We start from the raw sequence: 25,708 nt of genomic DNA, 5'->3' as shown, positions 1-25,708 counted from the left end.
CTTCCCGAACTCCCACGAACTGGACTGGAGGACCCGTTGCCCGGACTGCTCGAAGGCAAGCGGCTGCTGATCACCGGTGTCATCACCGACGCCTCGCTCGCGTTCCACGCGGCCAAGATCGCGCAGCAGGAGGGCGCGCAGGTCGTGCTCACCGGTTTCGGCCGGCTGTCGCTGGTGAAGACCATCGCGAAGCGCCTGCCGGAGCCGGCGCCGGTGCTCGAGCTCGACGTGACCAACTCCGAGCACCTCGACTCGCTCGCCGACCGCGTGCGCGAGCACGTGGACGGCCTCGACGGGGTGCTGCACTCGATCGGCTTCGCGCCGCAGACTTGCCTCGGCGCGCCGTTCCTGGACGCGCCGAGCGACGACGTGAAGGTCGCCGTGGACGTGTCGGCGTTCTCGTTCAAGTCGCTCGCCGTCGCGACCCTGCCGCTGCTCACGCCCGGCTCGTCGATCGTCGGCATGGACTTCGACGCGCGCGTGGCGTGGCCGGCCTACAACTGGATGGGTGTCGCGAAGGCGGCGCTGGAGTCGGTGAACCGCTACCTCGCGCGTGAACTCGGCCCGCGTGGCATCCGCGTGAACCTCGTCAGCGCCGGCCCGATGAAGACCATGGCCGCGAAGTCGATCCCGGGCTTCAACGAGCTCGAGGACGGCTGGAACGACCGCGCCCCGCTCGGCTGGGACAGCTCCGATCCGGACCCGACGGCCAAGACCGTCTGCGTCGCGCTGTCGGACTGGCTCCCCGCCACCACCGGCTCGATGATCATGGTCGACGGCGGCGTGCACGCTCTCGGTATCTGAGCTCTTCCCGGCGAACGGCTCCCGCGTGCGGTTTCGCGGGAGCCGTTCGCCGTTCGCGCTAGCGCGCCGCGGCCGTTTCGGGGGAGCGCGCCGAACCGCGGACGGCGGCGCGGGCGTCGTCGGAGCGCTGCAGGCGCAGGGCGAAGGTGACGGCGGCCAGTGCCAGCCCGCCGAGCACCGCTCCCACCCAGGCGACGCTCGGGAACCCGAGGCCCGCGTTGAGCGCGACGCCGCCCAGCCACGGCCCGGCGGTGTTGCCGACGTTGAAGCCCGAGGTCGTGCTGGCGCCGACCAGCGGGGAGGACCCGCCGGCGACCGTGTACGCGCGGACGTTCAGCGCCGGGTTCGCCGCGAACGCCGCGGCGCCCAGCACGAGGACCGCGACCACGGCCACCGTCGCGTGCGAGGTGAGCGCCAGGGTGACGAGGGCGGCGACCGCGAGGCCGAGGCTGCCGTACAGCGTCGCGAACGGGTGGGCGTCGGCGAACCTACCGCCCGCGAGGATGCCGACCAGCGCGCCGGCGCCGAAGAGCACCAGCACGAGCGGGACCCACGACGAGTTCACACCGTCGGTCGTCGTGAGCAGCGGGGCGAGGTAGCTGAACGCCGCGAACACCATGGCCTGCGTCAGCGCGATCACGCCGAGCGCCAGCCAGAACCGGCCGCTGCGGAACACCCGCAGCTCGGTCCGCACCCGCAGAGCCGGCGAATCCCCTGTGCCGGTTCCGGTGCGCGGCACGAACGCGAGGACCCCGGCCACCGCGAGCACGGTCAGCGCGGCCACCGCCCAGAACGCCGTGCGCCAGCCCGCGTGCTGGCCGAGGAACGTGCCGGCGGGGACGCCGGCGATGTTCGCCACGGTCAGCCCGCCGACCAGTACGGCGAGCGCGCGCCCGCGGCGCGCGGCGGGCACCAGCGAGACGGTGGTCGCCGCCGCCACGGCCCAGAACCCGGCGCAAGCGAGCGCGCTCACGACGCGCGTCGCGAACAGCAGGCCGTAGCCGGGGGCCAGTGCACCGGCGACGTGCGAGCCGGCGAACACCACGAGCAGCGCGAGCAGGGTCGTGCGGCGGGGGAGCTTGAGGGTGCCGACGGCCAGCAGCGGCGCGCCGACGACCATGCCGACGGCGAACGCCGAGATGAGCAGGCCGGCGTCGGGGATGCTGACGCCGAGGTCGGCCGCCATCCCGGGCAGCAGGCCGGTGATCATGAACTCCGAGGTGCCGAGGGCGAAGATGCTGAGCCCGAGCACGAAGACGGCCAGGGGCACGGTGCGTCACTCCTTTTGGATAGATCAGTACACAATCAGCCCGTGACACATCGACGGTGATGGCGGGTGTTGGTGGGGTCAGCGGCGGGCGAGCGCGGCGACGGCGATGTCGGCCACCGCCGTCATCGCCGGGCGCAGCGCGCCGCGGCGGGACATCAGCCGCAGCCCGCTCACGGTGCTGTGCACGAACTCCGCGATGTCACGCGGATCCCGGTCGCGGGTGATGCTGCCGTCGGCCTGGCCGAGGCGGGCGCAGTCGGTGAGCGACGCAAGGTGCGCGGCGGTGTCGGCGTCGACCCTCGCCCGGATCTCGGCGTCGGCGGTGCCGAACTCGGCGACGGTGTTCACGATCAGGCAGCCGCGGCGCCCGTTCGTGAGCTCGTCGTCGATCACGGAGGCGAGCAGCCGGCGGATCCCGTCGAGGCCGTCCTCGGCCTGCGCCACTACGGCCGCCCGCGCCTGGACGCCCCGCTCGACGTAGTGCTCGAGTGCGCGGCGGAACAGGATTTCCTTGCTGGTGAAGGTGTTGTACACACTGCTGCGGCCGAGTCCGGTCGCAGCGCACAGGTCCTGCGTCGAGGTGGCTTCGTACCCGCGGGCCCAGAAGGCGTTCATGGCACCTTCGAGCGCTTGGGTCTCGTCGAACTCGCGTGGCCTGGGCATGCCGTCACCGTACCAGGTTTTGGATAGATCAGTACACAATGAGCCCGATCCGCCGTGCGCGCCGCCACAGGGGCAAGATGACACCGTGGGTTACGACGCGTTGTTATGGCTTTCGTTCGGCGGTCCGGAGGGGCCCGACGAGGTGATGCCGTTCCTGGAGAACGTCACCCGGGGCCGGGGGGTGCCGCGCGAGCGGCTGCTCGAGGTCGCCGAGCACTACCAGCACTTCGGCGGGGTGTCACCGATCAACCGGCTCAACCGGGCGGCCATCGCGGCGGTCGAGAAGCAGTTCGCGGCCGAACGGCTCGACTTGCCGGTGTACTTCGGCAACCGCAATTGGCAGCCCATGGTCGAAGACACCGTCGCGCGGATGAAGGCCGACGGCGTGCAGCGGGTGCTGGCGTTCCCCACCAGCGCCTACGGCGGCTACTCCGCGTGCCGCCAGTACGACGAGGACATCGAGCGCGCCCGCGCCGCCGTCGGGCCCGGCGCGCCGGAAATCGTGAAGCTGCGCCAGTTCTTCGACCACCCGCTGTTCGTCTCCGCGATCGCCGACGCCGTGCGCGCCGCCCACAGCCGCCTCGGCGACCGGCCGGACACGCGCACGGTGTTCACCGCGCACTCCGTACCCGTGAGCGCCGACGTCGCCGCCGGCCCACCGGAAGAGGGCGGCCGCCGCTACTCCCGCCAGATCGCCGAAGCCGCCCGGCTCGTGGCCGCCGAGGCGGGCATCGCGGAGTACGACGTGGTGTGGCAGTCGCGGTCCGGGCCGCCGCAGGTGCCGTGGCTCGAGCCCGACATCGTCGACCACCTCGACGCGCTGCACGAGGCCGGGGTGAAGTCCGTGGTGGTGAGCCCCATCGGCTTCGTGTCCGACCACCTCGAGGTGATCTGGGACCTCGACAACGAAGCCGCCGAGCGCGCCGCCGAACACGGGATGGCCTTCGCCCGCGCGGCGACGCCGGACGTCGACCCGCGCTTCGCCGAACTGGTGGTGGAACTGGTGCGCGAACACGTTTCCGGCGCGCCGGCGCGCAAACTGTCGCCGTTCCCGGCCGCTGGGTGCACCGTCAACGGCGAGCCGTGCGCCGTCGGCTGCTGCGAATCGGCGAAGCGGCCCGCACGCTGACGGTGCGGGCTCAGCGCAGCAGATCCGTGGCCACGGCCCAGAGCCGCGCCGCGTTGTCCGGATCCAGGGCGTAGGCCGCGACTCCCGGCACGCCGAACCCGGCGGGCCGTTCGGTCACCACCGGGGCCTCGGCCACGTCCTCGAAGTACCGGCCGCCCACCCCGTCCGCGAGCGGCGACGCGGCGAGGAACACCGACGTCGCGGCGCCCTGCTCCACCGTTTTCCGGTACGGCTCGGGCGTTTTCAGCCCGCCCGTGTGCTTCTGCAGGTTGGTCGCGATGGCGCCGGGGTGCAGCGCGTTCACGCGGATCCCGTCGGCCGCCCACCGGCGGTCCGCTTCGACGGCGAACAGCACCTGCGCCGTCTTCGACTGCCCGTAGGCGGCGAGCGGGTCGTAGGGCCGGAACCGGAACGCGAGGTCGTCGAACACCACGGGGGAGAACAGGTGACCGCTCGACGACACCGACACCACGCGGGCCGAACCGGCTCGCGCGAGCGCGTCGTGCAAGCCGAGGGCAAGCGCGAAGTGACCGAGGTAGTTTGTGGCGAACTGCTGTTCCTGACCACCCGTTCCGCGTTGGAGTTCAGGCAGCGCCATGATCCCGGCGTTGCCGACGAGGATGTGCAGCGGCCCGCGCCAGCCGTGGGCGAACGCGTGCACGGAGTCCAGGTCGGCGAGGTCCAGCCGGGCGACGTGGATCGCGTCGTTGCCGGTCCCACTGCGCAGTTCGGCTGCGATCCGCTGCCCGGCGCCGGGCCGCCGCACCGCCAGCGTCACCTCGGCGCCGGCGGCCGCCAGTGCGCGAGCCGTTTCGATCCCGAGCCCCGAACCGGCCCCGGTCACCACCGCCCGTCGCCCGGCGAGGTCGACACCGTCGGTGACTTCGGCCGCGGTCGTCGTGCGTCCGTAGGGCGTCTTCAGAAGTTCACTCATGCCTTCCAGCGTGCGCACGAACGTGCGGACCAGGCAGGATCGCCCGACACCAGGGCCCGCAGGGCCACCCAGATCCGGCGAACCGCACCTAGACTCGCGGGGTGACGAACGCGCTCGGTGACTACCTGCGGACCCGGCGGCAGCGCCTCACCCCGGCGGAGGCCGGCCTGCCCGGCCACGGCCACCGCCGCGTGCCCGGGCTGCGCCGGGAAGAGGTCGCGTTCCTCGCCGGCGTGAGCGCCGACTACTACGTGCGCCTCGAACAAGGCCGCGACCGGCACCCGTCCGAGCAGGTGCTGCTGGGCATCGCGCGGGCGCTGCGCCTCGACGAGGACGCCACCCGGTACCTGCTGCAGCTGGCGAACCCGCCGGCGCGCCGCCGCCGTGCGCCCCGGCCGGAGCAGGCGAGCCAGGGCATCCGCACCCTCATCGACAGCTGGCCGCTCACCCCGGCCTACGTGCACGGCCGGTACCTCGACGTGCTCGCGGCCAACCGGCTCGCCGTGGCCTTGTCGCCGTTCAACGCGCCGGGGCACAACAGCCTCCTGGCGGCGTTCCTCGAACCGGAGATGCGGGAGCTGTACGAGGACTGGGAGGACATGACCGCGCGGGTGGTCCCGTACCTGCGCGCGATCGTCGGTGCGGACGCCGAGGACCCGCGGCTGGTCGAGCTCCTGGGCGAGCTGACCCTGCGCAGCGAACGATTCAGCACCCTGTGGGCGCGCCAGGACGTGAGGCGCAAGAGCACGGGCACCACGCGGTTCGACCACCCACAGGCCGGCCGGCTCGAGCTGCACTACGAAAAGCTCGTGCTGCCCGGCACCGAGCAGACGCTGATCACCTACCACGCCGAGCCCGGCTCGGAATCCGAAGAACGGCTGCAGCTGCTCGCGATGCTCAGCGCACCGGACGAGACCGGCGAACGCCGGGCCACCCGCAGCCACCGCGACTGACGCGGTCGGCGTTCGCTCACAGCTGAGCCCGCGGGCTGTTCGCGGTGAGCTGAACCGCTCACGGCTGCCGGTCGGCCTGCTCCGCGAACACCCGCACCGCTTCGTTGACCGCCGCGGTCCGGGCCGTGCGGACGGCGTCCGACAGCGGCCGCAACGCTTCCGCCCGACGGGAAACGGCCGAAGCGGACAGGGCGCCGCCCGGGTCGTCGGTCTGCGCGATGGCGAGGATCGCCGAGATCTCCTCCGCGCGCTGCAGCACGCGCAGCGCCCGGGCGGGTGTGCCGGCCGGCCATTCGACCTGCGGGCGCGACCGCAGGTGCGCCGAGAGTTCCGCGCGTACGCCGGGGCGGTCGCTGGCGACGTCGAGCGCCTGCAGCGCACCGGCGCTCGAGCGGATCGCGTCCGTGAGCCCGTGTTCGGCGTCGGCCAGCGGCTGGTACTCCAGCGGGGTCGCCGAGGCCAGCGAGTACACCGTCCAGCGCACCAGGCCTTCGGCGATCGGCTCGGGCACGAGGCCGAACCCGAGCTCGGTCAGCACCGTCGCGTCACCGCAGCGCAAAGCCGCTTCCGCGAACGGGCCGGGCCCACCGAGGCCCCGGACGTCGCCCGGTACGGGGAGCACGAGCTGGGCGCTCTTGGCCCCCTGCGCGCGCAGCGCCATGAGGAGCTGGACGGGGGTGGCCGCGCGGTTGAACGCGAGCGGCAGGTCGAAGGCCTCGGCCGCGGGAGCGTCGGCCGCGACGACGTCGTGGGCTTCGCCCCAGGCAGCGAGGGCGTCGAGCACATCGTCGGAAGCCGCGGCTCCGTTGAGCCACGCGGAGGACCAGACGGCGAGGGTCGCACTGGGACGGCACACGACGCTCTATTTTACCGGTACTCGACACTTCGTGGACGATCGCCCACGCTGGAGTCGCTCCACGTCGACGGATGGCGCAACGGTAAGTAGCGTCGTCGGGGTGACCGCTGTTCCAGACTCACTTCCCCGTACCGCGGGCGAGCTTCGCGCCGCCGGGTACACCCCGCGTCCCATCGCGCAGGAGATCCACGACAACCTGCTCGCCGCGCTGAAAGAGGGCCGCGACGCGTGGCCCGGCATCGTCGGCTTCTCCCGCACTGTCCTGCCGCAGCTCGAGCGCGCGCTGCTCGCCGGCCACGACGTCGTCCTGCTCGGTGAACGAGGACAGGGCAAAACCCGCCTGCTGCGCACGCTCGCCGGCCTGCTCGACGAGTGGACCCCCGTGATCGAGGGTTCCGAACTCGGCGAGCACCCCCTCGCCCCGATCACCCCTGCCTCCCTTCGCCGCGCGGCGGAGCTGGGCGACGACCTGCCGGTGGCCTGGCGCCACCGCAGCGAGCGCTACACCGAGAAGCTCGCGACGCCGGACACGTCCGTCGGTGACCTCATCGGCGACGTCGACCCGGTGAAGGTGGCCGAGGGCCGCAGCCTCGGCGACCCCGAGACGATCCACTTCGGGCTCGTGCCGCGCGCCCACCGCGGCATCGTGGCCATCAACGAGCTGCCCGACCTGGCCGAGCGCATCCAGGTCGCGCTGCTCAACGTCATGGAGGAGCGCGACATCCAGGTCCGCGGCTACACGCTGCGGCTGCCGCTGGACGTGCTGCTCGTCGCCACCGCCAACCCCGAGGACTACACCAACCGCGGGCGCATCATCACGCCGCTGAAGGATCGCTTCGGCGCGGAGATCCGCACCCACTACCCGCTCGAGGTCGAGGCCGAGGTCGCCGTGGTGCGCCAGGAAGCGGACCTCGTGGCGGAAGTGGGCGAACCGCTGCTGGAGGTGCTGGCCCGGTTCGTGCGCAACCTGCGCGAATCGCCGGTGATCGACCAGCGTTCGGGTGTGTCGGCGCGCTTCGCCGTGGCCGCGGCCGAAACCGTCGCCGCGGCGGCGCTGCGCCGGGCGGCGCTCACCGGAGAGGAGCCGGCCGTGGCGCGGCCGGTCGACCTCGACGCGGTGCCCGCCGTGCTGCGCGGCAAGATCGAATTCGAGCCGGGCGAGGAGGGCCGCGAGGTCGAGCACCTCGTGCACCTGCTGCGCCGGGCCATCGCCGAAACCGCGCGAGAGCGCTTCGCTGGACTGGACCTGCGTCCGCTGTCCGACGCCGTCGCCGACGGCCACCTCGTGGCCACCGGCGAGCGGGTGCCGGGCAAGGACGTGCTGGCCGCCCTGCCGGAGCTGCCGGTGCTGCACGAGGTCGCCCAGCGTGCCGGGGTGTCCTCCGACGAGCCGGCGGGCCGCATCGCGGCCGCGGTGGAACTCGCGCTGGAGTCGCTGTACCTGGCCCGCCGGCTGGCGAAGGACTCCGACGATCACACCACGGTGTACGGCCAGTAATGCCGCTGCTCCCGGAGGGGTACTCGTACGGCCCGTGGCACGACGGGCCGGACCCGCTGGCACCGCCCGCGGACCTGCGCGACGCGCTCGACGAGATCGGCCGCGACGTGATGGGTGGTGCGTCGCCGCGCTCGGCGCTCGAAGAGCTGCTGCGGCGCGGCACCGAACGCACGGCGGGGCTGGATGAGCTGACGCGGCGGCTGTGGCAGCGCCGCTCGGAGATCCAGCGCCGCCACCGCCTCGACGGCACGCTGCAGGAGGTGCAGCAGCTGCTGAGCGAGGCACTGGACGCCGAGCGCCGTGAGCTGTTCCCGGACCCGGACGACGAGGCGCGCTTCCGCGAGGCGCAGCTCGACGCCCTGCCGCCGGGCACGGCCGCGGCCGTGCGTGAGCTGAGCGAGTACGACTGGCGCTCGTCGGAAGCCCGCGACAAGTACGAGCAGATCCGCGATCTGCTCGGCCGCGAGGCGCTCGACGCGCGGTTCCAGGGCATGAAGGAGGCGCTGCAGAACGCCGGGCCCGAGGACGTCGAACGCGTCAACCAGATGCTCTCGGACCTCAACGCGCTCCTGCAGGCGCACGCGCAGGGAGCCGACGACATCGACGAGCGCTTCGCCGAGTTCATGCGCCGCCACGGCGAGCTGTTCCCGGAGAACCCGCAGAACGTGGACGAGCTGATCGACGCGCTGGCCGCCCGGGCGGCGGCCGCGCAGCGGATGATGAACTCGATGTCCGCCGAGCAGCGCGCCGAGCTGATGGAGCTGACGCAGCAGGCGTTCGGCGATCCCCGCATCGCCCAGCAGCTGTCCGCGCTGGACGCGCAGCTGCAGGCGCTGCGGCCGGGCGAGGACTGGCAGGGTTCGGAGCGCTTCCGGGGCCAGGACCCGCTCGGTATGGGCGAGGGCGCACAGGCGATGCAGGACCTCGCGGAGCTGGACAACCTGGCCGAGCAGCTGGGCCAGTCCTACCCGGGCGCCCGGCTGGAGGACATCGACCTGGAGGCGTTGCAGCTCCAGCTCGGGCCTGACGCCGGCGTGGACGCGCAGCGACTGTCCGAACTGGAGCGTGAGCTGCGCCGTCAAGGCCTGTTCGAACGCGCGGCCGACGGATCACTTCGGTTGTCGCCCAAGGCGTTGCGGCGCCTGGGCGAGACGGCGCTGTCCGATGTGGTCAACTCGCTGCGCGGCAAGACGGGCGAGCGCGAGACCGAGTCGGCGGGCGCTGCGGGTGAGCCGACGGGGTCGAGCCGGCCGTGGCGGTTCGGGGACATGCAGCCCTGGGACGTGCCGCGGACGGTCCGCAACGCCGTGCTGCGCTCGACCTCGGTCGGCTCGCGGGCGGTGACGCTCGACGTCGAGGACGTGGAGGTCGTCGAAACCGAGCACCGCTCCCGGGCGGCGGTGGCGCTGCTCGTGGACACGTCGTGGTCGATGATCCAGGAGGGCCGCTGGCTGCCGATGAAGCGCACGGCGCTCGCGCTGCACCAGCTGATCTCCACGCGGTTCCGCAACGACGCGTTGCAGCTGATCACCTTCGGCCGCTACGCGATGAAGGTGGACCTGCCGGAGCTGGTGGGCCTGGAGGGCACGTGGGAGCAGGGCACGAACGCCCACCACGCGCTGCTGCTGGCCGGCCAGCACCTGCGCCGCCACCCCGACGCGCAGCCGGTGGTCCTGATGGTGACCGACGGCGAGCCGACGGCGCACCTGGAACCCGACGGCGAAGCCGTGTTCGACTACCCGCCGGACCCGCGGACCATCTACAAGACACTGTCCGAAGTGGACCGGATCGCGAAGGCGGGCGCGTCGGTCACGGTGTTCCGGCTCGGGGACGACCCGCGGCTGGAGGCGTTCGTGGACACCATCGCCCGCCGGTCGGGCGGACGGGTGGTCGCCCCGGACGTCGACGGCCTGGGTGCCGCCGTCGTCGGCGACTACCTCCGCACGCGCAGGAGGTAACTTGCGCCGCGGCTTTCCTCGAAGGTGACCACAGCGCGAGATCGCGCCGGTGTTGGGATGGAGCGGTGCGATCGGCCCCGGCCGATCAGACCGCTCCATCCCGACACCGGCTCAAAGGCGATCTCGCACGCCTCGGCGAAGCCGAGGCAATTCACGATTGTGGGCGATGATGCGTGCGCCGTCGCCGGGGACGAGGGTGATGTGGCGGGTTTTCGTGCGTTCGGGTTTGCGGGCGGCGGGCGTCACGCGGTAGCGGCGGAAGAGCTCCTCGAGCACGATCGTGGCCTCCAGCAACGAAAAGCCGGCGCCCAGGCACCGGCGGACGCCGCCGCCGAACGGGAACCACGTGCCGGTGGCCGGGCCGCCGCCGAGGAACCTCGCGGGGTCGAACACCTCGGGGGAGGGGTGGTGCGCCGGGTCGGCCTGGACCATCGAGATCGACGGCAGCACCGTGTGCCCCGCCGGGATCCGGTAGCCGCCCAGCTCGATGTCCTTCGTCAGCCGCCGCGCGACCTCGGAGATGATCGGGTGCAGCCGCATCGCTTCCTTGGCGACGGCTTCGAGGTAGCGCTCGTCGCCCTCGTCGGCCGCCTTCGTGGTGGCCGCGGCCGCGACGGGGTTGCGCGCGAGCTCGTGCAGCGACCACGCGAGCGCCGTCGCGGTGGTCTCGTGGCCGGCGAGCAGCAGCGTCACGAGCTGGTCGCGCAGCTCCGCGTCGGTCAGCGGGTCGTCGCCGGGCACGGTGAGCAACCGCGACAGCACGTCCGTGCGGTGCTCTAGATCGGGCACCTTCCGGCGGTCGGTGATCTCCGCGTGGATGAGCTCGTCGACCCGCACGGCGATCTCGCGGTTGCGCCGCCACGGCCCGATCTTCTGCAGCAGCGGGCTGTGCCAGCCGAAGATGTCCAGCGCACCCACGTCGACGACGTGCCCCAGGAGCTTGCGCAGCTCTTCCAGCCGCGGTCCCTCGCCGACGCCGAACACCACGCGCAGGATGATCTCCAGCGTCAGCGCCTGCATGCGCTCGTGCACGCGGAACGGGCGGTCCACCTGCCAGCTGTCCAGCTCCGCCCTGGTCAGCTCCGTGACCATGGCCCGGTAGCCGCGCAGCGCGGCGCCGTGGAACGCGGGCATCAGCAGCTTGCGGGCGCGCAGGTGCTCCTGCTCGTCGGTCAGCAGCACCGAGTGCTCACCCATGATCGGCTTGAGCACCACGTTGCCCTCGCCGGCGTGGAAGGTCTCCACCGGCCCGGAGAAGACCTCGCGGATCAGGTCGACGTCGCCGACCAGCACCACGTTGCGCTCGGGGTAGATCCGCAGCCGCACCAGATCGCCGTAGCGGCGGCGCAGCAGGGGGAGGAACTTGTGCCGGAACGCGCCGAACAGCACCGTCTGCGCGAGCACGGGCAGGTGCGGACCAGGCGGGAGCGGGGACGAGGTTCTCATCACAGTAGGCAGACCCACCCGGACGTTCCTACTCGCGCGTAACCCGCCTTGTCCACCACACCGCCAGGTGACCACGCTGCGAGATCGCGCCGGGTTCTGGAGTGAGCGAGGCGATCGGCCCCCGGCCGATCCGATCGCTCACTCCAGAACCCGGCCTGACGGCGATCTCGCCCGCCGCGGCGAAGCCGCGGCCGAAGATACAGTCGGGGTATGCAGACTTGGTCCTCCGTCGACGTGCCCCGGTTACCGGGCACGCCTCGCCCGCTCCGGCTCCACGACACGTCGACCGGGCAGATCCGCCCGACGGCACCCGGCGCCACCGCCCGGATGTACGTCTGCGGCATCACCCCCTACGACGCCACGCACCTCGGTCACGCGGCCACGTACCTGGCGTTCGACCTGGTCAACCGCATCTGGCGGGACAACGGGCACGAGGTCCACTACGTCCAGAACGTGACCGACATCGACGACCCGCTGCTGGAGCGAGCCGAGCGCGACTCCGACGACTGGGTCGTGCTCGGGATGCGCGAGACGGCGCTGTTCCGCGAGGACATGGAGGCGCTGCGGGTGCTCCCGCCGCGCCAGTTCGTGAGCGTCGTGGAGGCGATCCCCGAGATCGTGGAGGTCGTCGCGAAGCTGGTGGCCAACGGCAGCGCGTACCGGGTCGACGACGCCGAGCACCCCGACGTGTACTTCGACCACGCGGCCTCCGGGCGGTTCGGCTACGAGTCGCGCTACGACGAGCCGACGATGGCGAAGTTCTTCGCCGAGCGCGGCGGCGACCCCGACCGCGCGGGCAAGCGCCACCCGCTCGACGCGCTGCTGTGGCGCGGCGCGCGCGAGGGCGAGCCGTCGTGGGAATCGGAGCTGGGGGCCGGGCGGCCGGGCTGGCACATCGAATGCAGCGCGATCGCGGTCAACCGCCTGGGGCTCGGGTTCGACCTGCAAGGCGGTGGTTCGGACCTGCGGTTTCCGCACCACGAGTTCAGCGCCGCGCACGCGGAGGCGGCGGCCGGGGACCACCCGTTCGCGCGTCACTACGTGCACGCCGGGATGATCGGCCTGGACGGCGAGAAGATGTCGAAGTCGCGCGGGAACCTGGTGTTCGTCTCGCGGCTGCGCGCCGACGGTGTCGACACCGCGGCCATCCGCCTGGCGCTGTTCGCCGGCCACTACCGCGAGGACCGGGCCTGGACCGACGCGCTGCTGGCCGAGGCCCAGGAGCGGCTGGCCCGCTGGCGCGAGGCCGTGGCCCTGCCCGCGGGGCCCGACGCGACCGAGACCCTCGCCCGCGTACGCGACCACCTCTCCGACGACCTCGACACCCCGAAGGCGCTCGAAGCGATCGACGCCTGGGTCACCGCCGCGTTGCGCCGCGACGGCACCGACACCACGGCGCCCGGGCTCATCCGCACCGCGGCCGACGCCCTGCTCGGCATCGCCCTCTGAAATCGCCGTGATCGCCGGCCCGCACTCGCGGGTCGGCGATCACCGTATAACGATCTATACAGCCGCGCGTTCGACCGCTGTCAGCTCGACGTGGTCACCCCGCCAGCTCCGGCGCAGCCACCGATCGTGAGACGCGATGACCACGACACCCGGCGCGTCGTCGAGTGCCGCGAACAGTTCCTCGGCCAGCGTCAGTGACAGGTGGTTGGTCGGTTCGTCGAGCAGCAGCACGTCCGGCGGATCGGCCAGCAGCACCGCGAGCGCGAGCCGGCGCCGCTGGCCCACCGACAGCTCGCCCACGGGCCGCCGCAGATCCCGCGGGGAGAGCAGGCCGAGCCGCGACAAGGGCGGCGCGTCCGCTCCGAGCGCGGCGCGGTACACCTCGTGGGCGAGTTTCGCCGGGTCGGTGAACACCACGTCCTGCTCCAGCAGTCCCACGCGCACGCCGGGTCCGAAGTGGACGGTGCCGGTCGCGGGCGTCAGCCGCCCCGCCAGCACCGCCAGCAGCGTGGACTTGCCCGCGCCGTTGCCGCCGGTCACGAGCAGCCGGCCCGCGCCGCCGACGTCGAGCCGGGCCAGCGCGAGCCGGCCCGGCACGTCGACGTCCCGCACCGAGATCGCCGGTCCTTCACCGGCCGGCGCCGCCGTCAGCGACGCGCGGAACCGAAGCGGCGCAGGCGGTTTGCGCACCTGGTCGCGTTCGAGCTCCTCGAGCCGCAGCTGGGCGTTGCGGACGCGGCGGGAGACCTGCTTCTGCACGCGGCCGCCCTTGAAGTTGTAGAGGTTCTTGTCCCCGTCGGACTGCGCGCGGTTGTGCGCGACCCGCCGCGCGGTCACCGCGACGGACTCCCGCAGCTCCTTCAGCTCGTCCTGCTCCTCGGCGTAGCGCTGTTCCCAGCGCGCGCGTTCGGCGCGTTTCTGGTCGAGGTAGTCGCTGTAGGCGCCGCCGTAGCGCGTCGCGCCGCCCACGAGCCGGTCGGCCGGTGCCGGGTCGAGGTCGACGATGTCCGTGCACACCGCGTCGAGGAAGACGCGGTCGTGCGAGGACAGCACGACGATGCCGGACAGCTCCGCGAGGTGGTGCTCGAGGAACTCCATGGCGGCGTCGTCGAGGTGGTTCGTCGGCTCGTCGAGCAGCAGCGTTGCCGGCCGCCGGATCAGCAGGGCCGCCAGCCCGAGCCGTGACCGCTGTCCGCCGGACATCGCGCCCAGCCGCCGGTCCCGCGCGACGCCGCCGAGCCCGAGCCCTTCGCACACCAGCTCGGCGCGGCGGTCGGCGTCCCACAGGTCGTGGACCTGGGCCCACTCCAGGAGCTTCCCGTACTCGTCGAGCACGGCCGGGTCGTCCGGCCGGTCGGCCATGGTCGCGGTGAGCTCGTCGAGCCGAGCGGCGGCCGCGCGGATGTCGGCGAGCGCGTGGTCGATGACGTCGCCGACGGACGCCGACGGCGGGAACGGCAGCTCCTGGAGCAGGAACCCGAGGTCGTCGCCGCGGACGATCTCACCCGAACGCGGCTGTTCGAGCCCGGCGAGCAGCCGCAGCAGCGTGGACTTGCCCGAGCCGTTCTCGCCGACGAGGCCGAACCGGCGCCCGGCCGACGCGGTGAGGCAGACGCCGTCGAGCACGGTCGTGGCGCCGTAGCCGAACGCGACGTCGGTGGCTTGGAGGAAAAGAGACATGGGGGATCACCGGCCCTGGGTGTGCTACGGGATTCCCCGACGGGACTCGTGGCTCGCGGGAGCGGGGCTCGACCGCGAGCTGCCTCGGTACGGGGAAGGGCTCGGCTCAGTTGTCCATGATGCGCACAGCCTAATGCAACGCCAGTAGGGTTAGTCAACCCCGAATTTCACGCGGCGGCTGCGCGGTGTCGGCGGTGTCGGTGACCTGCGCCGTGGCCACGTCGGCAGCCTGTTCACCGTCGGTGAGAAACGCGACGAGCGCCGTCAGCTGACGCCGGTCGAAACCCGCGAGGCGCTCGCCGAAGCGCTGGGCGAGCGGGGCGTAGAGGTCGGTGAGCTCGGCCATGCGATCGGGCAGCGCGCGCACGCGCAGCCGGCGCCGGTCGGCCGGGTCGGGTGCGCGTTCCACGAGCCGGGCCCGCTCCATGCGGTCGAGCATGCGGGTGAACGCGCCGGTCGTCATGCCGAGCAGCCGCGCCAGCTCCGTGGGGGAGTCCGTGGTCCCGCTGTGCACGAGTTGCAGGCAGTGCAGCTCGGCCGGTGTCACGCCGAGCCGGTCGGCCACCGCGGTGTGGAAGCGGACGGTGGCGCTGACGAAGCGGGGCAGGGCGAGTGCGGCGGCGGTGGCGAGTTCTCGCTGGTGGGGCAAGCGGACCGTCCCTGGGGGTGGCTGGCGGGCACAACGACTGCACGAAGCAGTAACTGTCCGTGATGGTAGCGAAGCCCGTTGACAGTGGGTCAGGCGGCTGCAACTCTGAAAGAGTAGTTTCGAAATAAATCCTTCAGAGTTTCGGGGGGGTCCGATGGCGGAGCTGCCACCACGCAAGCGCGTCGACGACGCCGAGTTGCTGCGAGCGCTGGCGCATCCGCTGCGCTCGGCGCTGCTGCACCACCTGATGGCCGTCGGGCCGCGCACGGCGAGCGAGTGCGCCGAGGCGGTGGGCTCGACCGCGTCCAACTGCAGCTGGCACCTGCGCCGCCTGGCGCGGCACGGGCTGGTCGAACGCGCCGAGGCCACCGACGGCCGCGAACGGCCGTGGCGAGCGCTGCAGGTCGGGCTCGACTTCGGCGAACTGGGGGAGGACCCGGTGCTGAGCCGGGCGCAACTGGCCGTGGTGGGCACGCAGCTGGCTCAGGAGCAGGAGCTCACCCACCGCTACCTCGACGGCGTCGACGGCCTGGACCCGGACTGGCGCGCCGCGGGCGCGCTGAACGCCTACTCGCTGCGCGTGACGCCGGCCGAGCTCGAGCGCCTGGTGCACGCGATCGACGCGCTCGTGCGCCCGTACGTCGGCGCGATCCGCGAAGACGCCCCCGCCGGCGCGCTGCCGGTCCACGTGGGCCTGCGGGCCTTCGCTCGGCTGGGCCCGGACGGGAAGCCGGTGCCGTGAGACAGCTGCTGGGGGTCCCGTCGTTCGTCCGGCTGTGGGTCGCGGCGTTCTTCAGCGAATCGGCCGAGTGGATGCTGCAGGTCGCGCTGCCGGTGTTCCTGTTCGCGACGACCGGTTCGGCCGCGACGACGGCACTGAGCGTGGTGCTGGGCCTGCTGCCGGCGATGCTGCTGAGCCCGGCCGCCGGCGTCGTCGCGGATCGCTGGAACCGGCGGGTGGTGCTGGCCGTCGTGTGCGCCGGCCAAGCGGTCGTGGCGCTGCCGCTGCTCGCCGGCTCGGGCGTGCCGGTCGCCGTGGTGTACGTCGTGATGGCCGCGCAGGCCGGGCTGGCGTCGGTGTTCGAACCCGCCCGCAACGCGCTGGTGCCCGAGCTCGTCGGCGTCGCAGAGGTGACGGGGGCCAACGGTCTGATGAGCGTGAACGGCAGCGTCGCCCGGCTGGCGGGCGGCTGGGCCGGCGGCGCACTGCTGGGCTGGGGCGGGCTCGGCCACGTGGTGCTCGGTTACCTCGCGGCGCTGGCGGTCGCCGCGGTGCTGCTCGCGCGACCCTTCCCCGGCGTCGCGGCCCCGCGCGGCGTGGCGCGCCGGGCGCCGGTTCCCGGCGGCTGGTTCGACGGCCTGCGGGACCTCACCCGCGACCCGCACCTGCGGGCCACGGGCGTCGCGACGGTGCTCACGTCCGTGGCGCAGGGCATGTTCCTGGTGCTGTTCGTGGTGTTCGTGCTCGACGTCCTCGGCGGCAGCGAGGCCGACGCGGGGCTCCTGCGCGGCGTGCAAGCGATCGGCGGGCTCGCCGCGGGCTTCGCGGTCGCCACGTGCGCCCGGCGCGTGCCGGGTGCGCAGCTGCTCGCGTGGGGCGCGCTGGCGGTCGGCCTCGTGTCGGCGCTGATCTGGAACCTGGCGGCATTCACGACCGCGCTCGGCGTGTACGTCGGCTTGTTCGCGGTGGCCGGCGGGCCCGCGGTCGTCACCGGCGCCGGGCTGCTGGCGCACGTGCAGAGCGTCGCCGCGCCCGAGCGGGCCGGGCGGGTGCTGAGCACGGTGTTCGCGGTCATGGCGGCGGGTCAGGCGGCCGGTGCGCTGCTGGCGGGCGCGCTGGTCGCCGTCACCGGACCGGCGCTGCTGCTCGACGTGCAGGCAGCCGTCTACGTGCTCGCGGCACTGGTGCTGCTGGGGTGGCGTAAGGGCCGGTTCGGGGGATCTCGCGGCCCCGGACTGGCTACGGTGGAGGAGTGCCGTCTCTCTTCGCCACCAGCGACCTCCACGTGACCCACGAGGGCAACGGCCCGATGCTCGACCGGGTCGTGCCCGACTCGCCGGAAGACTGGCTGCTCGTGGCGGGTGACGTCGCCGAACGCTCGTCCGTCATCCGCGCGACGCTCGCCACGCTGCGCGAGCGGTTCGCGAAGGTCGTGTGGGTGCCCGGCAACCACGAGCTCTGGACCACCCCGAAGGACGAGTCGCAGCTGCGCGGGCAGGCGCGCTACGAGTTCCTGGTGGAGCAGTGCCGCGAGCTCGGCGTGCTGACGCCCGAGGACGAGTTCCCGGTGTGGGCGCACGGGCCGAAGCCACTGACGATCGCGCCGCTGTTCGTGCTCTACGACTACAGCTGGCGCACCCCGGCGGCCGAGGGCAAGTCCATCGACGAGGCGCTCGCGATCGCCCGCGAGAACGGCGTGGTGTGCACCGACGAGTACTTCCTGCACCCCGACCCGTTCCCGAGCCGCCAGGCCTGGTGCGCCGAGCGGCTCAAGATCAGCACCGACCGGCTCGAGGCGATCCCCGCCGGGCACGGCACGATCCTCATGTCGCACTGGCCGCTGCACCGCCATCCGACGGCACCGCTGCACTACCCCGACTTCGCGCTGTGGTGCGGCAGCACCGAGACCGAGGACTGGCACCTGCGCTACCGCGCCGAACTCGCCGTGTACGGGCACCTGCACATCCCGCGCACCACGTCGGCCGACGGCGTGCGCTTCGAGGAGGTGTCGCTCGGCTACCCGCGCGAGTGGAGCCGCCGCGCCCGCGGTGCCGTGCCGATCCGCAAGCTACTGACGGCGGAGTGACCGTGCCCGGCGACCCCCGCGTCCGCACCGTGCTCGGCGACGTCGAACCGGCCGAGCTCGAGGTGTGCGACGCCCACGACCACCTGTTCTTCGCGTCCCGGCAGCTCCCGGGCCAGGAGCTCGACGACGTCGCGGCGGCCGAGGCCGAGCTGCGCGCCTTCGCCGCGGCCGGCGGGCGCACCGTCGTGCAGTGGACGCCCTTCGGTCTCAACCGGCGCACGGCGGACCTCGTCGCGCTGTCGGCGGTGACGGGCGTGCACTTGGTGGCCGCGACCGGTTTCCACCGCGCCGAGCACTATCCGCCGGCCGTGGTCGACCGCGTCGCCGACCGGCTCGCTGAGCTGTTCGTCTCGGACCTGCTCGAGGGCACGCCCGCCGGCGACGAACCGGACGCCGACCGCATCGGCCCGCGCGCCGGGCTGATCAAGGTGGCCGGCGCGTTCCACGTCGTCGACCGGCACGCGCGCTGGACGATGGTCGCCGCGGCGCAGGCCCACCACGAGACGGGCGCGCCCATCGCCGTGCACCTCGAACTGGGCACCGCGGCGCGCGAAGTCGCCGACCTGCTGTGCGGCGAGCTGGCCGTGCCCCCGTCGCGCGTGATCCTCGGTCACCTCAACCGCAACCCCGACCCGCGCGTGCTGCGCGAGGTCGCCGCCACCGGCGTCTACCTGGGCTTCGACGGGCCGTCCCGCGCCAACCACGCCACCGACTGGCGCCTGACCGACCTGCTCTACGACCTCGTCACCGCGGGCCACACCGCCCAGCTCCTCCTCGGCGGCGACACCACCACCGCCGCCGCCCGCCTCTCCTCCGGCGGCGGCCCGGGCCTCCCGTACCTGCTCACGACCCTGCGGCCCCGCCTCACCCGCGCCCTCGGCGCCGACGCGGTGGACTCCATGCTCCACCGCAACCCGGCCCGCGCCTTCGCCGCCCGCTGGCGGCGCTGACCGGGGGCACCTGAGGCGGCTAGTCCCGGATGTCGTTCCACTGGGCGCCGCAGCCGAACTGGCCGTCCGTGCTGGTGACGCACACCTGGGTCCTGATCCGGTTGATGCCGCCGACCCGGTTCGGGTCGCCGATGGTGAACGTTTCGCCGGGCTTGTTCGCGATTTCGGAGTCCACCTTGGTCGAGCCCGCGAACGCGGTGAAGCGCGCATCGGCGTTGTAACCCGGGCCCTCGACGCTGACGGACACCTTGGCCGTCCGGTTTCCCCAGGTGATGTCGCCTTCGGCGTAGACCGTGCACGGCGAGGTCCAGCAGACCTAGATCTTCCGGAAAATAACAGACTTACCGGCTGATCGGGATAGTTTGTGCCACAAGCGTGAACGGAGATGCGAAAAGGCCCCCGCCGCGGGTGCGGCAGGGGCCTGGTCCGGTCCGGGGTCAGCGGAGCCCGAAGCCGCCGCCTTCCTGGCCCGGACGGCGCCGGCGGAGGTAGCGCTCGAATTCGGCCGCGATCTTGTCGCCGGAGACCTCTTCCATGGTGAAGTCGGTTTCGGCGTCGCCGCGTTCTTCGAGGCTGCGGACGTACTCGCTGATCTCTTCGTCCTCCTCGGCCATTTCGGTGACGGTGCGCTGCCACTCCTCGGCCTGCTCCGGCAGCGCGCCCAGCGGGATTTCGACGTCGAGCACGTCCTCGAGCTTGTGCAGCAGCGCCAGGGTCGCCTTCGGTGACGGCGGGTGCGACACGTAGTGCGGCACGGCCGCCCAGATCGACACGGCGGGGATGCCGGCCTGCACGCAGTAGTCCTGCAGCACGCCGACGATGCCGGTCGGGCCCTGGTAGTTGTTCAGCTCGAGGCGGAACCGGCTGGCCGTGTCCTTGTCGTAGGCGGTGCCGGTGACGGGAACGGGGCGCGTGTGCGCGGTGTCGGCCAGCAGCGCGCCGAGCGCGACCACCGTGTCGACGTCCAGCTGCATGATGTGCTCGAGCAGTTCCGCGCAGAACGCCCGCCACCGCATGTTCGGCTCCGGGCCCTGGACCAGCACCACGTCGCGGTCCAGCCCCTCCGGCCGGCAGATCGACAGCCGCGTGGTCGGCCAGTCCACCTGCCGGGTCACGCCGTCCACCATGCGGATCGTGGGGCGGCTGACCTGGAAGTCGTAGTAGTCGTCCGGCTCCAGCTCGGCCAGCGGGGTGGCGTCCCAGTTCAACTGCAGGTGCTCGATCGCGCGGCTGGCCGCGTCACCAGCGTCGTTCCAGCCTTCGAAGGCCACCACCATCAGGGGGCGGTTCGTTTCCGGGCGGGCGCGATCCGGGTCACCGGGTCGCTGGGTCTCGTCGACTGGCTCACTCACTTGGCCAGCCTACGACCATCGGCCCCTTCCGTGCGCAGCGTGTCCGGCGGCGTGGCGCCGCCTCGGCCCGCCCGGGCGGCGGTGCTGGTTCCGGTGACCGGGACGTCACCCGCCACCGCAGCTCACCGCCCCGCGGACGGCCTTCGGCGGGTGCGGCGGGCGATGGGATACTGGCGACGATCCGGCCCGCCGCCGTGCCCGGTTCCCCCGGCCCGTTCGCCGGAGCCGGTGCCGGCGCGGCGTAAAACCCCACCCTTTCGGGGCGGGTTTCGCGGGCCGCGCCGGCCGCGCGCCGTCCGGGGGTTTCCGCACGCAGCACCGACCGACGCACCGACAAGGAGAAACCGTGACTGCACCGTCCTCTTCGGACGGATTGGCGGCCGTCCTGTGGGACATGGACGGCACGCTCGTCGATTCCGAAAAGCTCTGGGACGTCGCGCTCTACGAATGCGCGGAAGCGCTCGGGGGGACGCTGTCGGAAGAGCAGCGGATGACGCTCGTCGGGTCCAACATGGACGCCACCGCCACCTACCTGCTCGAGGTGACCGGCCGCGACGTCACCCCGGAGTCCGTCGCCGAGACCGGCGTCTGGATCCGCGGCCGCACCGCGGGCCTGTTCGACGACGCGCTGCCGTGGCGCCCCGGCGCCCGCGAGGCGCTGGCCGCGGTCAAGGCGGCCGGCCTGCCGTCCGCGCTGGTCACGTCCACGGAACGCGCGCTCACGGAACTCGCGCTGAACACGATCGGGCGCGAGTTCTTCGACGTCACTGTGTGCGGCGATGAGGTCGACGGCCTCAACAAGCCCCACCCGCGGCCCTACCTCAAGGCGGCCGAACTGCTCGGCGTGCCGCCGCGGCGCTGCGTCGCCGTGGAGGACTCGCCGCCCGGCGCGGAGTCGGCCGCCCGGGCGGGCTGCGCCGTGCTCGTGATCCCGAACGACGTCGAGGTGCCGGAGGGAGAGCGGCGCGTGTTCCGCGGTTCCCTCGTCGGCGTCGACGTGCCGGTGCTCGCCGGGCTGCTGTCCGGAGTGTGACCCCGGCGGCATCGGGGTCACCCGGGGCGGCGCCCGCGCGCGCGGGATGGAAGGATCGGGCCCCGTGAAGACCTTCGATGAGCTGTTCGCGGAGCTTGCCGAGCGCGCCCGCACCCGTCCCGACGGGTCCGGCACCGTCGTCGCCCTCGACGACGGGGTGCACGCGCAGGGCAAGAAGGTGCTCGAAGAAGCCGGTGAGGTGTGGATCGCCGCGGAGCACGAGTCCGACGACCGGCTCGCCGAAGAGATTTCGCAACTGCTGTACCGGGTCCAGGTGCTCATGCTCGGCCGGGGGATCTCGACCGAGGATGTGTACCGCTACCTGTGACGCGCTCGCGCACCGGAGATCGAGGAGAGAGCGAAATGCTGCGTGTTGCCGTGCCGAACAAGGGAGCCCTCGCCGCGGCGGCGGCCGAGATGCTTTCCGAGGCGGGCTACCGCAAGCGACATGACGGCAAGGACCTCACCGTCCTCGACCCGGTCAACGAGGTCGAGTTCTTCTTCCTGCGCCCCAAGGACATCGCGATCTACGTCGGCTCCGGCGAGCTCGACCTCGGCATCACCGGCCGCGACCTCGCGCTCGACTCGGGCGCGCCGGTCGAGGAGATGCTGGCGCTGGGCTTCGGCGGCTCCACGTTCCGCTACGCCGCCCCGGCGGGCCAGGACTGGAAGCCGGCGGACCTGCACGGCAAGCGCCTTGCCACGTCGTACCCGCGGCTCGTGCGCGAGGACCTGGCACGTCACGGCGTCGAGGCCGAGGTGATCCGCCTCGACGGTGCCGTCGAGATCTCGATCCAGCTCGGCGTCGCCGACGCCATCGCCGACGTGGTCGAGTCCGGCCGCTCGCTGCGCCAGCACAACCTGGTGGCCTTCGGCGACCCGATCTGCGTGTCGGAGGCCGTGCTGCTGCAGCGCGCGGGCAGCGAAGCTTCGAAGGCGAAGTCGCAGCTGGCGGCCCGCCTGCGCGGGGTCGTGTTTGCGCAGCAGTACATGATGCTCGACTACGACTGCCCGCGTTCGCTGATGGAGCAGGCCATCGCCATCACTCCGGGCCTGGAGTCGCCCACCGTCGCGCCGCTCGCGGACGAGGGCTGGGTGGCCGTGCGGGCGATGGTGCCGCGCAAGAAGGTCAACCAGATCATGGACGAACTGGCCGAGGTGGGCGCCAAGGCCATCCTGGCCTCGGACATCCGCTCCTGCCGGTTGTAGCTCTGTTGTCTGCCTCGGCTTCGCCGAGGCGTGCGAGATCGCCTTTGAGCCGGTTTCCGGACTGAGCGGTCTGATCGGCCGGGGGGCCGATCGCACCGCTCAGTCCGGAAACCGGCGCGATCTCGCGGTGCGGCTGACTTTGGATGTGTGGCTTTCCGCGAAACCGGCGCGAAGTGGTGGGTAGCCGGTGGTTTTCGTTGTCCACAGTGGAGCAGAGACGCTCCACTGCTTACCGCGGCCTGTTCGGCCGTTTGGGCATCAGGTCGTAGAGCTTCTTGCGGGCGCCGTTGTCGTTGGCGTTGCGGGTCATCGCGACTTCGGAGATGAAGTCCTCGAAGACGAACTCGTCGTCGGCGGGCACTTCGGTGGGGCCGAGGTTCTGGCCGAGGTAGCTGTCGAGGGTCTCGGCGATCTCGCGGAACGACAGCGCCTGCAACGTCTCCGGCGCGTACGTGGTCACCGGCACGCCGTTCGCGGCCGCCTCGTTCATGACCACGCCGAGCGGGACGTGCGAGAGCATCGGCACGCCGAACTCGTACATCTCCTGCAGCGCCGCCGACGCGTAGTGCGAGATCGGCCTGCGGTAGAGGCCCGGCACGATCCCGAACCACGCGATCGGTGAGCGGCCGGTGGTCTGTTCCACGTACCGCACCTGGTCGGACAGCAGCCGCAGCGCGCGGATGCTCGTCTTGTCCGGCTGCACGGGCACGAGGATGCCGTGTGAGGCCGCGAGCGCGTTGTTGGTGAGCACGTCGAGCGCCGGCGGGCAGTCGATCACCACGTGGTCGTAGTTCGCGAACTGGATCACGCGGGCGAGCTGCCAGCCGGGCACGCGGAACTGGTCCAGGCGGCGGATCAGGTCGAACATGCCCGGCGACGTCGGGATCACGTCGAACGCGCCGCCGCGGCCGAGGTTGCTGCGCGGGTGCGGCACCGCGAGCTCCTCGATCGGGCCCTTCCACAGCTTCGTGAGCGCCTTCGCGAGGCTGGGCGAGCCGTCGGGTACCTCGGCCAGGCCGAGCATCTCGGTGGTGGCGTGGCCCTGCGGGTCGAGGTCGATCAGCAGCACGCGCCGGCCGCGTTCGGCCAGCGCCGCCGCCGCGCCCACGCTCAGTGAGGTCTTGCCGACCCCGCCCTTCTGGTTGACCACCGAGGTGATCTGCATGCCGGAGCGCTCCCTTGTCGATCGTTCCGCGAAGGCTATTGGATCCGGGGCGCGGGTGCGCGGTTATCCGCCTTCGGCCTGTCGCGGCCGGATGAGCAGAGCCTGCGCACCGGTGCCGACCGGACCGGAACCGTCGTGCAGGGTACTCGTCGCGGTGCCGACGCCGTGCGGCCCGACCAGCGAAACCGCGTCGAGGCCGATCCACTCGCCCTCGGGGACGCGCCGCAGGTGGACCGTGAGCTCCGAGTTGATGAACAACCACTCACGGCCGGGCAGGAAGTGCGACACGCCGTTGCCGGAGTCCGCGATCGCGAACAGCCGCTGCAGCCCGGTGGGTTCCTCGCCGTCGACGAGCGGCACGCGCTGGCGGCCCCACACCGCGGCCGGGCCCGGCGCGGAGATCCCGCCCCGCACGGCCCGCCACTCGACCGCGTTCAGGTAGCCGCCGCTCCAGTCGTCCGGGAACGCTGTCTCGGTGCCGGCGTCCGCGCTCGGCAGCAGCGGCCCCGCGTCGGTGGCGATGGCCGAGGTGTCGCCGGTGGCGATGCGCCACGCGGTCGCCCGCGCGACGAGCTTGCCGCCGGCGGACAGCTCCGACTGCAGCAGCTCGACGGAGCGGCCCGGCCGCTCGACCCACGAACGCTGGGCGAGCTCGGCGACGGGCGCGGGACCGAGGATGTCGACGGTCACGCGCGCGAGCAGCGACGGGTGCGGTGCCTCCAGCCGCTCCAGCCCGCGCACGAGCAGCGCGGACGGCGGCCCGAAGTGCTGCGCGCCCGGCGCCCAGGGCCCGCTCGTGTGCTCCGTGGCGGCGTAACGCTCGTCGCCGAGGGAAACGTAGAACGCGTCGGCCATCAGTCGGCCCGGTCCAGCGCGGACTCCTCGCCGCCGTCGGGCTCCGGCCAGCCCGGGTACTCCGGGGGCGTGCCCCCGAACTCCGGGCAATGCGCCTGGTGGTCGCACCACGAACAGAGCTTGCCGGGATTGGGCCGGAAATCACCCGTCTTGCCCGCCTTGAGGATCGCCTGCCAGATCGCCTCGAGCGTGCGCTCGAACCGCACCAGCTCCGCCTCGTCGGGCGTGTAGGCGAGGGACTGGCCGTCGGTGAGGTACATCAGCTTCAGCTGGCGCGGCACGACGCCGCGCAACCGCCACAGCACCACCGCGTAGAACTTCATCTGGAACATCGCCTTCGCCTCGCCGATCTCACGCGGCGCGGCTCCGGTCTTGTAGTCCACCACACGGATCTCGCCGGTGGGCGCGACGTCGACGCGGTCGATGTAACCCCGCAGCAGCACCCCGGAGCCCAGCTCGATCTCCACGTGCAGCTCACACGCCTCCGGCTCCAGCCGGCGCGGATCCTCCAGCTCGAAGTACGCGTCCAGCAGCTTTTCGGCCGACGCGAGCCACTTGCCGGTCTCCTCGGCACCCTCACCGGCGAACAGCTGATCGGTCCACTCCGGACTCGCGGCCGACAGCTCATCCCACGTCGGCCCCAGCAGATCCTTCGCCCGCGGCGCCACCCGCTCGCCCGCGGGCAGCGAGAACAGCCGCTCAAGCACGGCGTGCACGAGCGTGCCCCGCACCTGCGCCTTCGTCGGCACCTCGGGCAACCGGTCGACCGCGCGGAAACGGTAGAGCAACGGGCACTGCTTGAAGTCGCTCGCACGCGAAGGCGACAGCGCCGGACGCCTTCGGACGGGCTCACCACCGGCACCCGGCGGGGTGGTGACTGTAGCGGTGTCGGGCATGGCCAGAGCGTAACGCCGCCCACCGACAGGATCTGATTGCCTCGCTGTGTTCGATTGCTTCGCCTTCGGCAAAGCGGCGGGATCGCTTCGACCCGGCTTCTTCCCTCCCGGTGTCATCGGCCGGGGGGCCAGTTCAACGCACACACCAAGAC

The 25,708-nt window shown here is 72.4% G+C and carries 25 protein-coding genes; 13 read left to right on the top strand and 12 right to left on the bottom strand.

All coding sequences use genetic code 11. The features are described 5' to 3' along the window. The first annotated feature begins 36 nt into the window (after nt 1-36). Entirely contained in the window at nt 37-804 is a 768-nt protein-coding gene (gene fabI / locus ACIA77_RS06080; protein WP_395884679.1) for an enoyl-ACP reductase FabI, read from the top strand. A 58-nt stretch (nt 805-862) separates the two neighbouring features. Here the strand turns inward: fabI and ACIA77_RS06075 are convergent, their stop codons facing one another. Together ACIA77_RS06075 and ACIA77_RS06070 are read right to left on the bottom strand one after the other, a co-directional pair. Continuing rightward, the gene (locus ACIA77_RS06075) at nt 863-2,074 is read right to left on the bottom strand and encodes a Cmx/CmrA family chloramphenicol efflux MFS transporter (RefSeq protein WP_395884678.1); all 1,212 of its coding nucleotides are present in this window, start codon (nt 2,072-2,074) and stop codon (nt 863-865) included. A gap of 78 nt (nt 2,075-2,152) precedes the next feature. Then, complete coding sequence (locus tag ACIA77_RS06070; protein ID WP_395884677.1) at nt 2,153-2,737, bottom strand: TetR/AcrR family transcriptional regulator; 585 nt, start codon at nt 2,735-2,737, stop codon at nt 2,153-2,155. Nucleotides 2,738-2,822: 85 nt separating this feature from the next. Here ACIA77_RS06070 and ACIA77_RS06065 point away from each other — a divergent pair, with 85 nt between their 5' ends. Beyond that, nucleotides 2,823-3,866: a ferrochelatase gene (locus ACIA77_RS06065; protein WP_395884676.1), complete on the top strand. Its 1,044-nt coding sequence runs from the start codon at nt 2,823-2,825 to the stop codon at nt 3,864-3,866. Nucleotides 3,867-3,876: 10 nt separating this feature from the next. On the opposite strand, the gene ACIA77_RS06060 is transcribed toward ACIA77_RS06065, so the two are convergent. Next, on the bottom strand, nt 3,877-4,800 hold the full coding sequence (locus ACIA77_RS06060; protein ID WP_395884675.1) for an SDR family NAD(P)-dependent oxidoreductase: 924 nt from the start codon (nt 4,798-4,800) through the stop codon (nt 3,877-3,879). Nucleotides 4,801-4,901: 101 nt separating this feature from the next. On the opposite strand from ACIA77_RS06060, the gene ACIA77_RS06055 reads away from it, so the two are divergent. Beyond that, complete coding sequence (locus ACIA77_RS06055) at nt 4,902-5,753, top strand: helix-turn-helix transcriptional regulator (protein WP_395884674.1); 852 nt, start codon at nt 4,902-4,904, stop codon at nt 5,751-5,753. 58 nt (nt 5,754-5,811) lie between these two features. Here ACIA77_RS06055 and ACIA77_RS06050 read toward each other — a convergent pair whose 3' ends face one another. Further along, nucleotides 5,812-6,609, bottom strand: coding sequence for a hypothetical protein (locus ACIA77_RS06050; protein ID WP_395884673.1), 798 nt, complete (start codon nt 6,607-6,609; stop codon nt 5,812-5,814). A gap of 100 nt (nt 6,610-6,709) precedes the next feature. Here ACIA77_RS06050 and ACIA77_RS06045 point away from each other — a divergent pair, with 100 nt between their 5' ends. Together ACIA77_RS06045 and ACIA77_RS06040 are read left to right on the top strand one after the other, a co-directional pair. Beyond that, nucleotides 6,710-8,107, top strand: coding sequence for an ATP-binding protein (locus tag ACIA77_RS06045; RefSeq protein ID WP_395884672.1), 1,398 nt, complete (start codon nt 6,710-6,712; stop codon nt 8,105-8,107). Next, the gene (locus ACIA77_RS06040; RefSeq protein WP_395884671.1) at nt 8,107-10,065 is read left to right on the top strand and encodes a hypothetical protein; all 1,959 of its coding nucleotides are present in this window, start codon (nt 8,107-8,109) and stop codon (nt 10,063-10,065) included. The genes ACIA77_RS06045 and ACIA77_RS06040 overlap by 1 nt, the downstream gene beginning before the upstream one ends. Nucleotides 10,066-10,176: 111 nt before the next feature. Here ACIA77_RS06040 and ACIA77_RS06035 read toward each other — a convergent pair whose 3' ends face one another. Next, on the bottom strand, nt 10,177-11,511 hold the full coding sequence (locus tag ACIA77_RS06035; protein WP_395884670.1) for a cytochrome P450: 1,335 nt from the start codon (nt 11,509-11,511) through the stop codon (nt 10,177-10,179). 210 nt (nt 11,512-11,721) lie between these two features. Between ACIA77_RS06035 and mshC the strand changes: the two genes are divergently transcribed. Next, nucleotides 11,722-12,960: a cysteine--1-D-myo-inosityl 2-amino-2-deoxy-alpha-D-glucopyranoside ligase gene (gene mshC / locus ACIA77_RS06030; protein ID WP_395884669.1), complete on the top strand. Its 1,239-nt coding sequence runs from the start codon at nt 11,722-11,724 to the stop codon at nt 12,958-12,960. 54 nt (nt 12,961-13,014) lie between these two features. On the opposite strand, the gene ACIA77_RS06025 is transcribed toward mshC, so the two are convergent. Both ACIA77_RS06025 and ACIA77_RS06020 read right to left on the bottom strand, forming a co-directional pair. Then, nucleotides 13,015-14,640 carry an ABC-F family ATP-binding cassette domain-containing protein gene (locus ACIA77_RS06025; RefSeq protein WP_395884668.1) on the bottom strand — a complete coding sequence of 542 codons (1,626 nt, stop codon included), beginning with the start codon at nt 14,638-14,640 and terminating at the stop codon, nt 13,015-13,017. 154 nt (nt 14,641-14,794) lie between these two features. Then, nucleotides 14,795-15,289 carry a MarR family winged helix-turn-helix transcriptional regulator gene (locus ACIA77_RS06020; RefSeq protein WP_395884667.1) on the bottom strand — a complete coding sequence of 165 codons (495 nt, stop codon included), beginning with the start codon at nt 15,287-15,289 and terminating at the stop codon, nt 14,795-14,797. 154 nt (nt 15,290-15,443) lie between these two features. Between ACIA77_RS06020 and ACIA77_RS06015 the strand changes: the two genes are divergently transcribed. From ACIA77_RS06015 to ACIA77_RS06000, 4 genes are read left to right on the top strand one after another with little or no spacing between them, the layout of a single operon-like run. Continuing rightward, nucleotides 15,444-16,031, top strand: coding sequence for an ArsR/SmtB family transcription factor (locus ACIA77_RS06015; protein WP_395884666.1), 588 nt, complete (start codon nt 15,444-15,446; stop codon nt 16,029-16,031). Beyond that, nucleotides 16,028-17,299, top strand: coding sequence for an MFS transporter (locus ACIA77_RS06010; protein WP_395884665.1), 1,272 nt, complete (start codon nt 16,028-16,030; stop codon nt 17,297-17,299). Before ACIA77_RS06015 ends, ACIA77_RS06010 begins: the two co-directional genes overlap by 4 nt. Further along, on the top strand, nt 17,263-18,096 hold the full coding sequence (locus ACIA77_RS06005; RefSeq protein ID WP_395884664.1) for a metallophosphoesterase family protein: 834 nt from the start codon (nt 17,263-17,265) through the stop codon (nt 18,094-18,096). Before ACIA77_RS06010 ends, ACIA77_RS06005 begins: the two co-directional genes overlap by 37 nt. Nucleotides 18,097-18,098: 2 nt before the next feature. Next, a complete protein-coding gene (locus ACIA77_RS06000) occupies nt 18,099-19,046 on the top strand; it encodes a phosphotriesterase (protein WP_395884663.1) in 948 nt (315 codons plus the stop codon). Nucleotides 19,047-19,065: 19 nt separating this feature from the next. On the opposite strand, the gene ACIA77_RS05995 is transcribed toward ACIA77_RS06000, so the two are convergent. Continuing rightward, nucleotides 19,066-19,293, bottom strand: coding sequence for a hypothetical protein (locus tag ACIA77_RS05995; protein ID WP_395884662.1), 228 nt, complete (start codon nt 19,291-19,293; stop codon nt 19,066-19,068). A gap of 190 nt (nt 19,294-19,483) precedes the next feature. Then, entirely contained in the window at nt 19,484-20,398 is a 915-nt protein-coding gene (locus ACIA77_RS05990) for a PAC2 family protein (protein ID WP_395884661.1), read from the bottom strand. 346 nt (nt 20,399-20,744) lie between these two features. Here ACIA77_RS05990 and ACIA77_RS05985 point away from each other — a divergent pair, with 346 nt between their 5' ends. From ACIA77_RS05985 to hisG, 3 genes are all read left to right on the top strand, one after another. Next, nucleotides 20,745-21,431, top strand: a complete 687-nt coding sequence (locus ACIA77_RS05985) for an HAD family hydrolase (protein ID WP_395884660.1) — start codon at nt 20,745-20,747, stop codon at nt 21,429-21,431. Nucleotides 21,432-21,495: 64 nt separating this feature from the next. Further along, nucleotides 21,496-21,759 carry a phosphoribosyl-ATP diphosphatase gene (locus ACIA77_RS05980; protein ID WP_184778231.1) on the top strand — a complete coding sequence of 88 codons (264 nt, stop codon included), beginning with the start codon at nt 21,496-21,498 and terminating at the stop codon, nt 21,757-21,759. 35 nt (nt 21,760-21,794) lie between these two features. Then, nucleotides 21,795-22,640, top strand: a complete 846-nt coding sequence (gene hisG, locus ACIA77_RS05975) for an ATP phosphoribosyltransferase (RefSeq protein ID WP_395884659.1) — start codon at nt 21,795-21,797, stop codon at nt 22,638-22,640. 229 nt (nt 22,641-22,869) lie between these two features. On the opposite strand, the gene ACIA77_RS05970 is transcribed toward hisG, so the two are convergent. The 3 genes from ACIA77_RS05970 to ACIA77_RS05960 all read right to left on the bottom strand — a co-directional run bounded on the left by ACIA77_RS05970 (nt 22,870) and on the right by ACIA77_RS05960 (nt 25,556). After that, complete coding sequence (locus tag ACIA77_RS05970; protein WP_395884658.1) at nt 22,870-23,805, bottom strand: ParA family protein; 936 nt, start codon at nt 23,803-23,805, stop codon at nt 22,870-22,872. A 63-nt stretch (nt 23,806-23,868) separates the two neighbouring features. Beyond that, nucleotides 23,869-24,660, bottom strand: coding sequence for a thioesterase family protein (locus tag ACIA77_RS05965; RefSeq protein WP_395884657.1), 792 nt, complete (start codon nt 24,658-24,660; stop codon nt 23,869-23,871). Further along, nucleotides 24,660-25,556 carry a RecB family exonuclease gene (locus ACIA77_RS05960; protein WP_395884656.1) on the bottom strand — a complete coding sequence of 299 codons (897 nt, stop codon included), beginning with the start codon at nt 25,554-25,556 and terminating at the stop codon, nt 24,660-24,662. The genes ACIA77_RS05965 and ACIA77_RS05960 overlap by 1 nt, the downstream gene beginning before the upstream one ends. Nucleotides 25,557-25,708 lie beyond the last annotated feature (152 nt).

The organism is Amycolatopsis sp. NPDC051903 (assembly GCF_044452505.1).
Classification (GTDB): Bacteria; Actinomycetota; Actinomycetes; order Mycobacteriales; family Pseudonocardiaceae; genus Amycolatopsis.
Note: the sequence above shows the minus strand (reverse complement) of the source record. Positions and strands in the feature narration are given on the sequence as shown.

Coding starts and splice junctions, on each gene's coding strand:
- ACIA77_RS06070 (WP_395884677.1), bottom strand. CDS start 2,737: ATGCCCAGGCCACGCGAGTTCGACGAGACCCAAGCGCTCGAAGGTGCC.
- ACIA77_RS06060 (WP_395884675.1), bottom strand. CDS start 4,800: ATGAGTGAACTTCTGAAGACGCCCTACGGACGCACGACGACCGCGGCC.
- ACIA77_RS06040 (WP_395884671.1), top strand. CDS start 8,107: ATGCCGCTGCTCCCGGAGGGGTACTCGTACGGCCCGTGGCACGACGGG.
- ACIA77_RS06035 (WP_395884670.1), bottom strand. CDS start 11,511: ATGAGAACCTCGTCCCCGCTCCCGCCTGGTCCGCACCTGCCCGTGCTC.
- mshC (WP_395884669.1), top strand. CDS start 11,722: ATGCAGACTTGGTCCTCCGTCGACGTGCCCCGGTTACCGGGCACGCCT.
- ACIA77_RS06025 (WP_395884668.1), bottom strand. CDS start 14,640: ATGTCTCTTTTCCTCCAAGCCACCGACGTCGCGTTCGGCTACGGCGCC.
- ACIA77_RS06015 (WP_395884666.1), top strand. CDS start 15,444: ATGGCGGAGCTGCCACCACGCAAGCGCGTCGACGACGCCGAGTTGCTG.
- hisG (WP_395884659.1), top strand. CDS start 21,795: ATGCTGCGTGTTGCCGTGCCGAACAAGGGAGCCCTCGCCGCGGCGGCG.
- ACIA77_RS05970 (WP_395884658.1), bottom strand. CDS start 23,805: ATGCAGATCACCTCGGTGGTCAACCAGAAGGGCGGGGTCGGCAAGACC.
- ACIA77_RS05965 (WP_395884657.1), bottom strand. CDS start 24,660: ATGGCCGACGCGTTCTACGTTTCCCTCGGCGACGAGCGTTACGCCGCC.
- ACIA77_RS05960 (WP_395884656.1), bottom strand. CDS start 25,556: ATGCCCGACACCGCTACAGTCACCACCCCGCCGGGTGCCGGTGGTGAG.